We start from the raw sequence: 15045 nt of genomic DNA, 5'->3' as shown, positions 1-15045 counted from the left end.
GGTCAGCCTACGCGGATGCCGCGGGGCCGGGGGTTGCGGATGAGACGACCCCGTGGATAATAAACGAACACCATTCATTTAATGCGGCTCCCCCGCCGCGTCAGCCACGGCACGCCGATGTGCCCCGATCACCCACCGGAGCCCCGATGTCGCACTCCGACCTCAGCGCACGCGTCCCGCTGCGCCTGCCCACCGCGACCGCGACCTTCGCGATCGCCATCGCCGGCTACCTCGGCGTCAACCTCTCGCCGTACATGATCACGGCCCTGCAGACGGCGCTCGGCGCCGACCTGCTCACCGCGAGCTGGATCGTCACGGGCGCCCTGCTCGCGACCGCGATCGTCGGCCTCGCCGCGGCGCCGCTCTGCGCCGGCCCCCGCCGCCTGCTCGTGGCGCGCGCCGGACTCGCGCTCGGCGTCGTCGGCTTCGGCGCCGCCGCGTTCGTGCCCGAGCCCGGCGTCGTCGTCGGCGGGCTGCTCGTCGGCGGTGCCGGCGCGGGCGGCGCGGTCGCGGCGGCCGGCGCCGCGCTCGCGGCCTTCCGCAACCCCGACCGGGTCGCGGGCTTCAACGGACTCGCGAACCGCGGCGTCATCACGATCGTGCTCTTCGCGATCCCGCTCGTCGGGCTCGCCCCGATCGACGTGTTCGGCGCGCTCGCGCTCTTCAGCCTCATCGGCATCGCCGTGAGCGGTTGGCTGCCGGCCGCCCCCGTGCACGCGCCGCAGGCCGGCGCGGCCGTCGCAGAGGCCGTGCCCGTCGAGGTGCCGCCGACCGGCGTCGTGCGCGCGGTGCCCGAGCGCAGCCCCGCGACCACGAGGCTCGTCACGATCGCGGGCTTCGCGCTGCTCGTGACGTTTGCGCTGTGGGCCGCGAGCGAGGACTCGCTCTGGGCGATGGCGGGTGCCATGGGCGCCGAGCAGGCCGGGCTCACCCCCGAGGGCCTCGGCCTCGCGCTCAGCGGCGCGACCGCGGGCGGACTCATCGGCTCGGTGCTGCTCATGATCGTCGGCGACCGCTTCGGGCGCGCGCTGCCGCTCGGCGTCCTGCTCGCACTCGGTGGCATCCTGAAGATCGTGGAGGGCTTCACGACCGACGAGACCTCGTTCATCGTCGTGTTCATCGCGTGGAACACCGTCTACGCCCTCGCCTTCATGTACTTCGTCTCGACCTCGGCGGCTCTCGACGCCGACGGCCGCTGGTCGGGCCCGCTGCTCGCCGTCTACCTCGTCGGCTCGAGCCTCACCCCCGTGATCGGCGCGGCGCTCGTCGCCGCGCTCGGCTACCAGGGCTTCGCCGTCGCGCTCGGCATCGCGAGCTTCGTGCTCGCCGTCCCGGCGGTGCTCGTCGCCCGACTGTCCACCCGCCTCCAACGTGCAGAGGCCGTCCCGTCGGCCGGGGCACGCCCCGAGGCATCCACCCCGACCCAGGAGGTCACCGCGTGAGCCGCACGCTCGTCACCAACGCCCGCATCTTCACCGCGAACCGGCCCGGCGACGGCGCCGAGTGGGCCGAGGCCCTCGTCGTCGACGGCGAGACGCTCGCCTTCGTCGGCGACGCCGGGGCCGCCGCGGCGGCCGCCGGCGCCGATGCCGAGGTGCTCGACCTCGGCGGCCGGCTCGTCGTGCCCGGGTTCCTCGACGTGCACACCCACCTGCACATGCTCGGCGACGCGCTCGGCCGGGTGCAGCTGCGCGACGCACGCGACCTCGGCGAGATCCAGGCCCGCCTGCGGGCGGCGCGGGATGCCGCGCCCGACGCCCCGCGCGTGCTCGGCGTCTCGTGGCTGTTCGACTCGGTGCCGGGCGGCTCGCCGACCCGGCAGATGATCGACGAGGTCGTCGACGACGTGCCCGTCTTCCTCGACGCGAACGACCTGCACTCGACCTGGGTCAACAGCGCGGCGCTCGCCCTGCTCGGCATCACGCGCGACACCCCCGACCCGCTCGGCGGCCGCATCCGCCGCGACGCCGACGGCGAACCCGACGGCATGCTCTACGAGACCGCCTCGCAGTACTACGTGTGGACGCACCTCGCCGAGGTCGCGACCGACGCCGACCGCGACGCCGCCGTCGAGCGCGCGCTCGACGCCTACCTCGCAACGGGCGTCACGGGCGCGGCCGACATGGCGTTCGGCGAGCGCGAGCTCGAGTCGTTCGAGCGGGTCGTCGCGCGCCGCGGCGGCCTGCCGTTCCACCTCGTGGCGTACTGGCTCATCGACAACACGGGCGACGACGCGAAGAACCTCGCGCAGGTCGCCCGCGCCGTCGAGCTCGCGCAGGGCGGCGGCACGCCATGGCTGCGCGTCGCCGGCATCAAGCTCATCACCGACGGCGTCATCGACGCGTGCACCGCGGCGATGCGGGCGCCCTACGCCGACGGCACGAACGCCGACCCGATCTGGCCGTTCGAGCAGATGGCACCCGTGGTCGCCGCGGCCGACGCCGCGGGCCTCCAGGTCGCGCTGCACGCGATCGGGGATGCCGCGAGCTCGTCGGCGCTCGACGCGATCGAGCACGCGATCGAGGTCAACGGCGAGCGCCCCGCCGACCGCCCGCGCCGCCACCGGGTCGAGCACCTCGAGTACGCCGCTCCCGGCACCGCCGAGCGGATGGCGCGACTCGGCGTGACGGCGTCGATGCAGCCCGTGCACTGCGACCCGTCGATCATCGACAACTGGATCGCGCAGCTCGGCGACGACCGCGTCGAACGCGGCTTCGCGTGGCCCGAGTACCGCGACGCCGGAGCCCTGCTCGCGTTCTCGACCGACGCGCCGACCGCGCCGCACCTCTCGCTGCCGAACCTCTACATCGCGACGACCCGCAAGTCGGCGCTCGACCCGTCGCTGCCGGCCTACGCGCCCGAGTTCGCGCTGCCGCTCGCCGAGGCGCTCGGCCACGCGACCCGCGATGCGGCGGCGTCGATCCGCGAGGAGGACGTGCGCGGGCGGCTCGCGGCCGGGCTCGCCGCCGACTTCGCCGTGCTCGACGTCGATCCGTTCGAGGCGGGCGACGCCGCGCTGCTCGACGCCCGCGTCGTGCGCACGGTGGTCGCGGGGCGCACCGCGTACGAGGGGTAGTCGCTCCACTGCGAGCTCGACGTCGCCGCGACCGCTCGACCAGCGGGGTCCGTCATCCAACGGCGGGCCGCCGGGCGAGGCGATCGCTTCGAAGCAATGCCAGTTCCGCCTCATCGTGAGGCGGAACTGGCATAGCTCGTTCGGGAGGCTCCCGGGCCGAATCGCGCCCTGACAGGCGGGCGTCGCTCGGGCGAGGTCGCTCGTTCCGGGTCCGGCCTCGATACGCGTGCTGGTTTCGAGACGGCGCTGGCGCGCCTCCTCAACCCACCGCCTTCGTCGCGCGCTACTCGACCGGCGGAGGTACCGACAGAACGAGGCCGCCCCCTGGTGTCGCAGGGGGCGGCCTCGTCGTTGCGTTCGGAGGAACCGACTCGAGGGCGAGTCTCGTCAGTCCTCCGCCACCGCGCGCGAGAGCGTCTCGCCGCGGAAGTAGGCCGGGCGCTTCCAGCGCTGCCAGAACATGATGGCGACGCCCGAGAGCAGGATCACCATGCCGAGCACGAACACGAGGCCGACGCCGAAGACCTCCGAGCCCGAGCCGTAGTCGGGGTCCATGCTGTCGATGAGCGTCGTGAAGAACAGCACCGCGAGGATCGTGCCGCCGATGAGCGGCGCGAGGAACCGGAAGAACACGTTGCGCGCGCTCGAGAACAGCGTCTTGCGGAAGAACCACACGCACGCGAACGCCGTGATGCCGTAGTAGAAGCAGATCATCATGCCGAGGGTCGTGATGGTGTCCCACAGCACGTCCTCGCTCACGAAGCGCATGACCGTGTAGAAGACGGCCGCGACGATCGCCGCGACGACGGTCGCGTAGCCGGGCGTGAAGAACCGCGGGTTCACGCGGGCGAACTTCTCGGGCAGCGCGCCGTAGTGGCCCATCGCGAGCAGCGTGCGCGCGGGCGACACGAAGGTCGACTGCAGCGACGCCGCCGAGCTCGACAGCACGGCGAGCGACATGAAGATCGCGAGCGGGCCGAGCACGGGGCCCGCGAGGTAGAAGAACGCGTTCTCCTGGATCGCCTCGTTGCCGAGGCCGACGCCCTCGGTGCCGACGCCCGCGAACGCGAGCGAGCCCATCGCGACGAAGAGGTAGATCGCGACGACGATCGTGACGGTCAGGGTCGCCGCCTTGCCGGGGGTCGTGCGCGAGCCCTTCGTCTCCTCGTTCATCGTGAGCGTGACGTCCCAGCCCCAGAACACGAAGAGCGAGACCGACAGGCCCGCGACGACCGCCGAGAACGAGCCGACCTCGAACGGGTTGAACCAGCTGAGCTCGACGGGCGTCGCGTCGAACGCGGTGCCGTTCGCGACGTGCCAGAACGCGGCGACGCCGAACCCGATCATGACGAGCAGCTGGAAGCCGACGAGCCAGTACTGCACCTTCTGCGTCGTCTGCATGTCGCGGTAGGAGATGAGGGTCGCGCCGACGATGAAGACGAGGCAGGTCGCGACGTTGACGAACGGGTTGCCGACGAGATCGGCGACGGCCGCGGCATCCCCGCCGAAGAAGCCGACGACCTGCGAGACCGCGAGGTAGAAGAACTCGACCGCGATGCCCGCGAGGTTCGAGAGCACGACGACGGTGGCCGCGATGAGGCCCCAGCCGCCCATCCAGCCGAGCCACGGGCCGAACGCGCGCGTCGCCCACGTGAACGACGTGCCCGAGTCGGGCATCGCGCTGTTGAGCTCGCGGTAGCCGAACGCCACGAGCAGCATCGGGATGAACCCGAGCAGGAAGATCGCGGGCAGCTGCGTGCCGACCTCGGCGACGGTCGGGCCGAGCGCGCCCGTCAGCGTGTACGCCGGGGCGATGCACGAGATGCCGATGACGATTGCGCCGATGAGGCCGACCGAACCCGCCGACAGGCCCTTCTTCGAGAGACCGGGGTCGGCGCCGTCGACCATCGCGCTCGCGGTCGTGAGCGGCGCGTGCGGCTCGGTGTGGTGTTCGTGGGGGTGCGTCATCGCAGTCTTTCAGTCGGTCGGGCGCGGCACGACGATCATCGGCACCGGCAGTTCGCGGAGCATCTTCGAGCCGGTGGACCCGAGGAAGAGGCGGCTCGGGGTGGCGAGCCTGGAGGAGCCGACGAGCACGATCTCGCCGGCGTGCCACTCGAGCGCGCGCACCGATTCCTCGATGCTCGAGCCCGTCGCGGTGGAGACGGTGGCGTCGACCCCCGACGGCAGCGCCCGCTGGGCGGCGAGCAGCACCTCCTCGGCGTGGGCGGTCGACGTGAGGTCGGCGAGCTCCTCGTCCATGCCCGAGGGCAGGTCGATCGGCACGAGCGACACGAGGCGCAGCGGTGCGTGGGCGGCGCGGCCGAGGCGCACGGATGCCTCGAGCACGGCGCTCGCCCCGGCGCGCAGGCCGATCGCCGCCGTGATGCGGGTGATGCCCCGCGCGGTCGGCACCTCGCGCGATCCCGCCGGGGCGAGCGCGACGGGCACGTCGGAGGAGTGCAGCAGGGCGCTCGCGACCGAGCCGATGCGCGAACGGCCGAGGAGGCCCCCGCGGGCGGCGCCGACGACGATGAGCGCCGCGCCGAACTCGTGCGCCGCGGCCAGGAGCCCCTCGGCGAACGAATCGGCGTAGCGGATGTGCAGCGACTGGGCGACGTCGTCGTCGAGCTTCGCGCTCGCGTCGGCGAGCCAGCCCTGCGAGCGCGCCTTGACGTGGCGCTCGTAGCCGGGGTCGCGCGGCACGACGCCGCCTCGGGCCTCGATGGGCAGCACCATGACGACCTCGAGGAACGCCTCGGTCGCCCGGGCGATGCGGGCGCCGAGCGCGAGTGCGTCGGCTCCCGAGTCGTCGGCGGTGTAGCCCACGACGATGCGCAGGGGTTCGGTCATGCTCGCGTTCTCCGCTCGGTGGTGCTGGGTGGTGCTGCGCTCCGGGGCCTCACGGCCCCGGAGCGCGGGCGAGTCGGCTCAGGCCACGTGGGGCTCGGCCGGGTCGGCTCAGGCCGAGAGGATCTGCTCGGCGACGAGGCGGCCCATGCGGATCGCGCCGTCGACGTGCTGGTAGCCCTTGCCGGCCATGTCGGAGCACGCGAAGTGGATCGGGCCGACGTTCTTGCGCAGGTCGGCGCCGTAGCGGGCGAGGCCGCCCATGTCGAAGCTCGCCGCGTACGCGCCGCGGGTCCACTCCTCGCTGCCCCAGTCGCTCTCGTAGTAGACGACGGGGTTCAGGGCCTCGGGCCCGTAGTAGTGCGAGAGCGACTCGAGGATCTTGGCCTTGCGCTCCTCGGCCGGGAGGGCGAAGACGCCGTCGGCCTCCTCGTCGGAGACGAAGCCGACGAGCGTGCCGCGAGTGTCGCCGTGGTTCGTGTTGTCGTACGCCTCGTGCGAGAGCTCGTAGGGGCTGAACGCGGTGCCCGACAGGCCCTGCTCGCGCCAGAACGGCGTCTCGTAGACGGCGTGCACCTTGATGACGAAGCCCATCGAGAGGTGCTGGTGCAGCTGGTGCTGGCGGCGGGGCAGCGGCGGCTCGTACGAGATGCGGCTGTAGAGGATCGGCGGCACGGCGAGGATGACGCGCTGCGCGTGCACCTCGAGCGACTCGGTCACGGCGGTGACGCCCTGCTCGGGGTGCTCCGGGTTCCAGCGGATGGTGCGCACCGGCTGGTTCAGGCGCACGGCGTCGCCGAGCTTCGCCGCGAGGCCGAGCGGCACCTGCTGCAGGCCGCCGATGACGCGCTTGTCGAGGATGAAGTCGGCGTCGACGAGGTGCGAGAACGAGCCGGCCGAGGCCGCCATGAGCAGGGCCTGCAGTGCCGAGAACGCGTGGGTCGGCTTCGTGAGCATCGCACCGGCGATGAACATGCCGATGTTGAGCTTGGCCTCCTCGTCGTCGGTCTGGGTGCCGAGCCACTCGGCGAACGAGATCTCGTCGAGCTCCTTGGCGCGCGGGTGGCCCCACGGCGCGTCGGGGTCGATCTCGGCGACGAGCTCGTCGAGCTTCTCGATGAGGCCGACGATCTCGCCCTCGGTCTTCGCGGGCACGGGGAAGATCTCGCCCTCGAAGAGACGGCGCTCGCCGTCCTCCGCGATGTAGACGTTCTTGCCCTCGCGGTAGCGCGAGTACGTCTCGAGGCCGAGCTCGGCGATCGTCTCGATCAGGGCGTCCTGGTCGGGCGAGACCCACTGGCCGCCGATCTCGAGCATGGCGCCGTCGATGTCGTCGGTCCAGAGGCGGCCGCCGATGCGGTCGCGCGCCTCGAGCACGACGACCGACTTGCCGGCTTCCTTGAGCTTGTTCGCGGCCGTGAGGCCTGATGCGCCGGCGCCCACGATGACGACGTCGGTATCGATGCGTTCCATGATGCTTCTCTCTTGCTTGCGAAAATGACGAAGGCGGATGCCGCAGCTCGAGCCGCGGCATCCGCCCTCGTCGCTCAGCCCACCGGGATGAGCGTGTACTTGGTGTCGAGGTACTCGTGGATGCCCTCGAAGCCGCCCTCGCGGCCGATGCCCGACTGCTTGATGCCGCCGAAGGGGGCGGCCGCGTTCGACACGAGGCCCGTGTTGAGGCCCATCATGCCGGTCGCGAGGCGGTCGATCATGCGGTGGCCGCGCGCGAGGTCCTGCGTGAACACGTACGACACGAGGCCGTACTCGGTGTTGTTGGCGAGCTCGACCGCCTCGTCCTCGGTCGAGAACGTGGTGATGCCGAGCACCGGTCCGAAGATCTCTTCGCGGAGCAGGCGTGCGTCGGCCGACACGTCGCCGAGCACGGTCGGCGCGTAGAACGAGCCCGCACCGTCGATGACGGTGCCGCCCGTGAGGATCTTCGCGCCCTTGCCGACCGCGTCCTGCACGAGCTCGTCGGTCGAGGCGACCGCCTTGTCGTCGATGAGCGGGCCGATGTTGACCCCGTCTTCGGTGCCGCGGCCGACCGAGAACCCGGCGACGCGCTCGGCGACGCGCTTCGAGAACTCGGCGGCGACCGCCTCGTGCACGATGAAGCGGTTGGCCGCCGTGCAGGCCTGGCCGATGTTGCGGAACTTCGCGAGCATCGCGCCGTCGACCGCCTTGTCGAGGTCGGCGTCCTCGAAGACGACGAAGGGGGCGTTGCCGCCGAGCTCCATCGACGTGCGGAGGATGCCCTGGGCGGCCTCCTTCATGAGGCTGCGGCCGACCTCGGTCGAGCCCGTGAAGCTCAGCTTGCGCAGGCGCGGGTCGGCGATGATCGGGCCCGAGACCTTCGACGACGTCGACGTCGCGATGACGTTGACGACGCCCTTGGGGAGGCCCACCTCCTCGAGCAGCTGCACGAACGCGATGGTCGTGAGCGGCGTGAGGGCCGGGGGCTTGATCACGACGGTGCAGCCGGCCGCGAGCGCGGGCGCGATCTTGCGGGTCGCCATGGCGAGCGGGAAGTTCCACGGCGTGATGAAGAACGACGGGCCGACCGGGCGCTGCGACACGACCATGCGGCCGGTGCCCTCGGGGTTCAGGCCGTAGCGGCCCGAGATGCGCACGGCCTCCTCGCTGAACCAGCGGAGGAACTCGCCGCCGTAGGCGACCTCGCCGCGCGCCTCGGCGAGCGGCTTGCCCATCTCGAGCGTCATGAGGAGGGCGAACTCCTCCTTGCGCGCCATGAGCGTGTCGAAGGCGCGGCGCAGCAGCTCGCCGCGCTCGCGCGGGGCGGTCGCCGCCCACGCGTCCTGCGCGGCGACGGCGGCGTCGAGCGCCTTCTTGCCGTCGGCGACCGAGGCGTCTGCGATCTCCTTGATGGTGTCGCCGGTGGCGGGGTCGGCGACCGCGAGGGTCTTGCCGCCCTCGGCCTCGACCCACTCGCCGCCGATGAACAGCCGGGCCTCGACCTTGTCGAGCACCGTGGCTTCGAGCGTTGCGTTCGTCATGTATGTGCTTTCCGTTCGATGATTGCGTGGCGTGGGCGACGCATCGATCAGGGGTAGAGGCCGCGCAGCTTGTGCGCTTCGGCGACGCGCTCGACCGCGAGTGCGGTGGCGGCGGTGCGAAGCGACAGACCCCGCGAGGTCGCGTAGCCGAGCACGTGCTGCCACGCGCTGAGCATCCGCTCTTCCAGTCTGGCCTCGACCTCGTCGACGCGCCACCAGTACGCCTGGTTGGCCTGCACCCACTCGAAGTACGAGACGATGACGCCGCCCGCGTTCGCGAGGATGTCGGGGACGACGAGGATGCCGCGCTCGCGCATGATGCGGTCGGCCGCGGGGGTGGTCGGGCCGTTCGCGCCCTCGACGATGACCTTCGCCTTGACGTCGGCCGCGTTGCCCTCGTGCAGCACGCCCTCGACGGCCGCGGGCACGAGCAGGTCGACCTCGAGCTGCAGCAGGGCCGCACCGTCGAGCGCCTCGGCGCCGGCGAAGCCGACGACCGCGCCGGTCTCGCGCACGTGGGCGCTGAGCGCCTCGATGTCGAGGCCCGCGGCGTTGAAGACCGCGCCGTACTGGTCGCTGACGGCCTGCACCTTGACGCCGGCCTCGGCGAGGAAGCGCGCCGCGTCGGCGCCCACCTTGCCGAAGCCCTGCACGGCACCGGTCGCCTGCGAGGGCGTGATGCCGGCGTGGCGGAGGGCGGCGAGCGCGATGTGCGTGACACCACGGCTGGTCGCGCTCGCGCGCCCCTGGGAACCACCGAGCGCGATGGGCTTGCCGGTCACGATGCCGGGCACCGTGAAGCCGCTGTTCACGGAGTAGGTGTCCATGATCCAGGCCATCGTCTGCTCGTCGGTGCCGATGTCGGGCGCGGGGATGTCGCGCTCCGGGCCGATGATCGGCAGGATCTCGCTCGTGTAGCGACGGGTCACGCGCTCGAGCTCGGCCTTGGAGTGCTCGCGGGGGTCGATCGCGATGCCGCCCTTCGCGCCGCCGTACGGCACGTCGAGCAGGGCGCACTTCCAGGTCATCCACATGGCGAGCGCGCGCACCTCGTCGATGTCGACGTTCGGCGCGTAGCGCAGGCCGCCCTTCGCGGGGCCGCGGCTGAAGTTGTGCTGCACGCGGTAGCCCGTGAAGAGCACGGTCTCGCCCGAGTCGCGGCGCAGGGGCACGCTCACCGTGAGCTCGCGACGCGGGGTCGCGAGCATCTGGTGCGTGCCCTCCGAGTAGCCGAGCAGCGCGATGGCCTCGGCCAGCTGCGAGCGCGCGTCGGTCAGCGGGGTGGCGATGGGGGCGGATGCTGCGTGGGCGGCAGGGGCGACGGCGTTGTCGATGACGATGCTCATGCCTGCTTGAGGCCTTCCGCGACGACGCCGAGGCCCTCGACGAGGAGCTCGTCGGAGATGGTGAGCGGCGGCAGGAAGCGGATCACGTTGCCGTAGGTGCCGCACGTCAGCAGGATGACGCCCTGCTCGTGCGCGAACTTCGCGACCTTGTTGGTGAGCGCGGCGTCGGGGGCGCCGGTGGCGGGGTCGACGAGCTCGATCGCGACCATGGCGCCGCGACCGCGGACGTCGCCGATGCGCGGGTCGGCCGTGCGCAGCGCGTTGAGGCGGCCGATGAGCACCGAGCCGATCTCCTTGGCGCGCTCGACGAGGCCGTCGGCCTCGTAGGTCTCGATCGTCGCGAGCGCGGCGGCGCAGGCGATGGGCGAGCCCGCGTAGGTGCCGCCGAGGCCGCCGGCCATGGCGGAGTCCATGATCTCGGCGCGACCGGTGACGGCCGACAGCGGCAGGCCGCCGGCGATGCCCTTGGCGGTGACGATCACGTCGGGCACGATGCCCTCGTGCTCGCTCGCGAACCAGGCGCCCGTGCGGGCGAAGCCCGTCTGCACCTCGTCGGCGATGAAGACGACGCCGTTCTCGTTCGCCCACTCGACGAGCGCGGCGAGGAAGCCGTTCGCCGGGACGATGAAGCCGCCCTCGCCCTGGATGGGCTCGATGATGATCGCGGCGAGGTTCTCGACGCCGACCTGCTTCTCGATCTGGAGGATCGCGCGGGCCGCGGCCTCACGGCCGTCGAGGCCGCCGTCGCGGAAGGGGTAGCTGAGGGGGGCGCGGTACACCTCGGGGGCGAACGGGCCGAAGCCGCTCTTGTACGGGATGTTCTTCGCGGTGAGCCCCATGGTGAGGTTCGTGCGGCCGTGGTAGGCGTGGTCGAAGGCGACGACGGCCTGCTTCTTCGTGTAGTGGCGCGCGATCTTGATCGCGTTCTCGACGGCCTCGGCGCCCGAGTTGAAGAGGGCCGAGCGCTTCTCGTGGTCGCCCGGGGTGAGCTCGTTGAGCTTCTCGGCGACGGCGACGTAGCCCTCGTACGGCGAGACGGTGAAGCACGTGTGCGTGAAGGCGTTGAGCTGCGCGGCGACCGCGTCGACGACGCGCGGGGCCGAGTTGCCGACGCCGGTGACGGCGATGCCCGAGCCGAGGTCGATGAGCGAGTTGCCGTCGGCGTCGACGACGACGCCGCCGCCCGCGGCGACGACCGAGATCGGCAGGGTGTGGCCCACGCCGGCGGCAACGGCCGCGGCCTTGCGGCTCATCAGCTCCTGCGAGCGGGGTCCGGGGATGGCGGTGACGAGGCGGCGCTCCTGGGTGAGGGCGGGGCCTCCGGTCGTGGTGGCCGGGGTGTCGACGAGGGTCATGTCTGCTCCGATGCAAGTGACGACGGTGGCGTGTTGCGTCGATGGTAGGTCGGCGAACATGGATGCCTCAGCGCCCGCGTGTACACCAAGGGGCACCTTCTTCGCCGCCACGTACAAGCGCGCCCCCGGTGGTCGAGGAGCGAGCGACGAAGGAGCACGCGTCTCGAGACCCCGCCCACGAGCGGCCTCACCCCGAGGCATCCGCCCCATGAACGTCGAGAGTGCACTCATCGCCCCTTGACGGGGCCACGAGTGCACTCTCGATCGGGTCTCGATACGCTCCTTCGTCGCTACTCGACCACCGGGGTCGTCGCTACTCGGCCACGGCGGCGAGCTCTCGCTGCTGGTCCTCGAGGTCCTGGGCGGCGACCGCACGGGTCGCGGGCGCCGGCGGGTCGTTCGGCACGGCCGTGGTGGCCCGCGTGCCGAGCCCGGGGATCGCCGGGCGGCGCCTCGCGCGGCCGATCGCGCGCAGCGAGACGGCCCACTGCAGTCCGTAGCCGATCACGAAGACGAGCAGGGTGAAGATGAGCGCCATCGCCGCACCCTGGTCGGGCTGGTAGAGCTGCGCCGACCGGGGGCTGATCATCGCGTACATGTACACCGAGAGCGGGCGCGACTCAGGCGTCGCGAGGAACGCGGGCAGTGTGAACTCGTTCGTGCCGAGGATGAACATCTGGATCCACACCGCGAACACCGTCGGCATGAGGAGCGGCACGACGACCCGGCGGAACCCCTCGAGCGGGCTCGCACCGCTCACGAGCGCCGCCTCCTCGAGCTCCGTGCGGATCTGCAGCGTCGCGCTGTAGCCCGAGCGGTACGCGATCGACACCCGGTACGAGTAGGCGATGATGAGCGCCACGATCGTGCCCGCGAGCGGGATCACGGGGTTGATCACGAGGAAGGTGAGGAACATCGCGAAGCCCGCGATCACGGCGGGGATGGCGACCGACGACGAGGCGAAGAGGTCCATGCCGCGCATCCACCCGGTGCGGCGGCTGCGGGCGATGCCGTACGCGAGCACCGTGGCCGCCCCCACGGCGATCGTCGCGCTGCCGCCCGCGATGACGAGCGTGCGGCCGAGCGACGCCCAGAACTCGGGGTCGGCGAGCACCTCGCCGAACGCGCCCCACCGCGTCTGGGAGGCGAGCGCCTCGAACGAGAACGCGATCGGGTACGGCGTGATCGCCGACCAGAGCAGCGCGAACATCGGCAGCACCGCGGTGAGCAGCACGAACACGACGACGAGCACGAGCACGGGCGCCTTCCACGCGCCGAGCTTCATGATCGTGGGGCGGAACCCCTTGCCCGAGATCGACGCGCGACGCTCGGCGTTGCGGGTCGCCCGCAGGTACACGACGAACGCGATCGTCGTGATCACGAGGAACACGCAGCCCCAGGCCGCGGCGAGGCCGTACTGCGGCAGCTCGCCGGCGCCGGCGCTGATGAGGTTCCAGAGCTTCAGCGCGAAGATGTTCTTGCCGGCCTCCTGGCCGAACAGCAGCGGGATCTCGAGCGAGCCGAGCCCGAGGATGCCGGTCAGCACCGCGACGCCGAGCAGGCCCGGCCACAGCATCGGCAGGGTCACGCGGCGCAGCGTCTTGCCCCACGAGGCGCCCGAGACCCGCGCCGACTCCTCGAGCGAGCCGTCCATCGAGGTGAGGATCGGCACGATCATGAGGAACGGGAAGGTCACGTTCGTGAGCGACTGCACGACCGTCATCGTCGCGAACGAGTACGGGTCGATCACGAGGTCGCCCGGCAGCAGCCGCAGCAGCTGGTTCAGCACGCCCGACTCGGGCGACAGCATGAGCTGGTAGGCCTGCGCCTTCACGATCGGCGGGATGATGAACGGCACCACGACGAGCACCGAGATCACCCGCTTGAACGGGATGTCGGTGCGCACCGTCGCCCAGGCGAGCCCGAACGCGAGCAGCAGCGAGATGATCGTCGACCCGCCGACGAAGACCGCCGTCGAGCCGAGCACCGCCCAGAAGTCCTCGCGGAGCTCCCAGAGGGTGACGAAGTTGTCGGCCGACCACTTCGCGGTCGACACGCCGAACGGCAGGAACGGACCGCGGAACGCCGTGATCACCTGTACGGCCAGCGGGATCGCGAGGAGGAGGAAGATCACCGCTCCGGCGATCATCGTCGCGACCTTCATCGTGGTCGGCCGGGTGCGTTCGGCCTTCATGGTCCGTCCTGCCGTCGACATGCGTTATCCGTTCAGTGCCGCGTCGGCGGCGTTGATCATCGCGATCCACTCGTCGCGGTTGTCGGGCGACTCGATGTTCGTCGTGCCGTCGAGGCCCTCGAGCAGTGCGTCGGCGTTCGTCTTCATGAGGCCGGTCGCCTCGTCGAAGACGGTCGACGGCAGGCCCGCGTAGGGCACCTGGGTGGTCGAGAACTGCTCGTCGGTCATGCGCAGGTGCAGCCAGTCGGGGTTGTACGCGTTCCAGAGCACCCACAGCATGGCGCCGGCCTGGTTCTTCGCGTCGACGTTGACGCCCGAGAACTGCGCGAACACGGGGCCGTCCTCGTAGGGCTGCACGGTGAGGCTCGGGTTCGGGTTGAACAGGGTCTGGCCGAGCGCGATCGGCACGTCGCCGTTCGAGAGGGGCGAGTCCTGGTCCTCGAGCACCTTGAGCGTGCCCGACGACTTGAGCTCGCCGATGAGGTCGGTCATCGCCTGCTCGCCCTTGTCCATGCCGTAGCCCGAGAACACGTTGGCGTTGTAGCTCGCAACCGAGACCTTGCCCTCGTACTCCGGGTCGAGCAGCCCGTCGAGCGTGGGCGGCGCCTCGATCTTGTCGGTGTTGACCTGCATGAGCGAGCCGTTGATGCTGTCGGGCAGCATGCCGGTCGAGCCGAGCTCGAGGAACTCCTCGGGCACGCCGAACTTCGTCCAGTCGACGTCGGCCCAGTAGCCCTCGTCGGTCATCGCGGCGGCCGAGACGATCGAGCCCGAGATGACGTCGGTGTTGCGCGCACCGGTGGCCTTCGCCGAGATGATGGCCGACGACAGGTTGTACGTGAGGCCCTGGGTCTCGATCGTGAGGTCGGGGTACTTCTTGTTGAACTCGGCGATGACCTCGGGCGAGAGCTCGTACCAGTCCCAGATCACGAGGCGGCCGCCGTCGGTCTCCTTGGCCTGTTCGTAGAGCGCGTCCATCTGCTCGTCGATCGCCGGCCAGATGTCTTCGTAGAAGTTCTCGCAGCGGGTGACGGGGCCGACCTCGACGGCGTCGCAGGCGCCCGCCTTCGCGGCGTCGCCCGACGGTTCGATGGCCTGCGGGGTCGACGAGGTGCTGCACGAGCTGAGCAGCAGCATGCCCGTCGCGGCGAGGGCGATGGCGCCGCCGCGTGCTGTGGTTGCTTTCATGATCCGGGTGTCCTCTCTG

General features: G+C 71.3%; 10 protein-coding genes. 2 read left to right on the top strand and 8 right to left on the bottom strand.

All coding sequences use genetic code 11. The annotated features are described in order from the left end of the window. Nucleotides 1-146: 146 nt before the first annotated feature. Both AC3RJ6_RS04535 and AC3RJ6_RS04530 read left to right on the top strand, forming a co-directional pair. Nucleotides 147-1442: an MFS transporter gene (locus AC3RJ6_RS04535; protein WP_491425675.1), complete on the top strand. Its 1296-nt coding sequence runs from the start codon at nucleotides 147-149 to the stop codon at nucleotides 1440-1442. Then, nucleotides 1439-3076 carry an amidohydrolase gene (locus AC3RJ6_RS04530; protein WP_491425674.1) on the top strand — a complete coding sequence of 546 codons (1638 nt, stop codon included), beginning with the start codon at nucleotides 1439-1441 and terminating at the stop codon, nucleotides 3074-3076. The genes AC3RJ6_RS04535 and AC3RJ6_RS04530 overlap by 4 nt, the downstream gene beginning before the upstream one ends. 387 nt (nucleotides 3077-3463) lie before the next feature. Here the strand turns inward: AC3RJ6_RS04530 and AC3RJ6_RS04525 are convergent, their stop codons facing one another. The 8 genes from AC3RJ6_RS04525 to AC3RJ6_RS04490 form a co-directional block, all read right to left on the bottom strand. Next, entirely contained in the window at nucleotides 3464-4984 is a 1521-nt protein-coding gene (locus tag AC3RJ6_RS04525; protein ID WP_491426228.1) for an APC family permease, read from the bottom strand. Between the two features lie 69 nt (nucleotides 4985-5053). Then, complete coding sequence (locus AC3RJ6_RS04520; RefSeq protein WP_491425673.1) at nucleotides 5054-5929, bottom strand: universal stress protein; 876 nt, start codon at nucleotides 5927-5929, stop codon at nucleotides 5054-5056. A gap of 108 nt (nucleotides 5930-6037) precedes the next feature. After that, nucleotides 6038-7399: a flavin monoamine oxidase family protein gene (locus AC3RJ6_RS04515; RefSeq protein ID WP_491425672.1), complete on the bottom strand. Its 1362-nt coding sequence runs from the start codon at nucleotides 7397-7399 to the stop codon at nucleotides 6038-6040. 74 nt (nucleotides 7400-7473) lie between these two features. Continuing rightward, the gene (locus AC3RJ6_RS04510; protein WP_491425671.1) at nucleotides 7474-8943 is read right to left on the bottom strand and encodes an NAD-dependent succinate-semialdehyde dehydrogenase; all 1470 of its coding nucleotides are present in this window, start codon (nucleotides 8941-8943) and stop codon (nucleotides 7474-7476) included. A 47-nt stretch (nucleotides 8944-8990) separates the two neighbouring features. Next, a complete protein-coding gene (locus AC3RJ6_RS04505; RefSeq protein ID WP_491425670.1) occupies nucleotides 8991-10289 on the bottom strand; it encodes a Glu/Leu/Phe/Val family dehydrogenase in 1299 nt (432 codons plus the stop codon). Then, a complete protein-coding gene (gabT, locus tag AC3RJ6_RS04500; RefSeq protein WP_491425669.1) occupies nucleotides 10286-11644 on the bottom strand; it encodes a 4-aminobutyrate--2-oxoglutarate transaminase in 1359 nt (452 codons plus the stop codon). The genes AC3RJ6_RS04505 and gabT overlap by 4 nt, the downstream gene beginning before the upstream one ends. 313 nt (nucleotides 11645-11957) lie before the next feature. Next, a complete protein-coding gene (locus AC3RJ6_RS04495) occupies nucleotides 11958-13838 on the bottom strand; it encodes an ABC transporter permease (RefSeq protein ID WP_491425668.1) in 1881 nt (626 codons plus the stop codon). A 24-nt stretch (nucleotides 13839-13862) separates the two neighbouring features. Next, entirely contained in the window at nucleotides 13863-15026 is a 1164-nt protein-coding gene (locus AC3RJ6_RS04490) for a hypothetical protein (RefSeq protein ID WP_491425667.1), read from the bottom strand. Between the last annotated feature and the right edge of the window lie 19 nt (nucleotides 15027-15045).

This window comes from Agromyces cucurbitae, assembly GCF_058349945.1.
The sequence above is the reverse complement of the archived record's forward strand: the minus strand, read 5'-3'. Positions and strand labels throughout refer to the sequence as shown.

Coding starts and splice junctions, on each gene's coding strand:
- AC3RJ6_RS04515 (WP_491425672.1), bottom strand. CDS start 7,399: ATGGAACGCATCGATACCGACGTCGTCATCGTGGGCGCCGGCGCATCA.
- AC3RJ6_RS04495 (WP_491425668.1), bottom strand. CDS start 13,838: ATGAAGGCCGAACGCACCCGGCCGACCACGATGAAGGTCGCGACGATG.
- AC3RJ6_RS04505 (WP_491425670.1), bottom strand. CDS start 10,289: ATGAGCATCGTCATCGACAACGCCGTCGCCCCTGCCGCCCACGCAGCA.
- gabT (WP_491425669.1), bottom strand. CDS start 11,644: ATGACCCTCGTCGACACCCCGGCCACCACGACCGGAGGCCCCGCCCTC.
- AC3RJ6_RS04525 (WP_491426228.1), bottom strand. CDS start 4,984: ATGGTCGACGGCGCCGACCCCGGTCTCTCGAAGAAGGGCCTGTCGGCG.
- AC3RJ6_RS04490 (WP_491425667.1), bottom strand. CDS start 15,026: ATGAAAGCAACCACAGCACGCGGCGGCGCCATCGCCCTCGCCGCGACG.
- AC3RJ6_RS04535 (WP_491425675.1), top strand. CDS start 147: ATGTCGCACTCCGACCTCAGCGCACGCGTCCCGCTGCGCCTGCCCACC.
- AC3RJ6_RS04520 (WP_491425673.1), bottom strand. CDS start 5,929: ATGACCGAACCCCTGCGCATCGTCGTGGGCTACACCGCCGACGACTCG.
- AC3RJ6_RS04510 (WP_491425671.1), bottom strand. CDS start 8,943: ATGACGAACGCAACGCTCGAAGCCACGGTGCTCGACAAGGTCGAGGCC.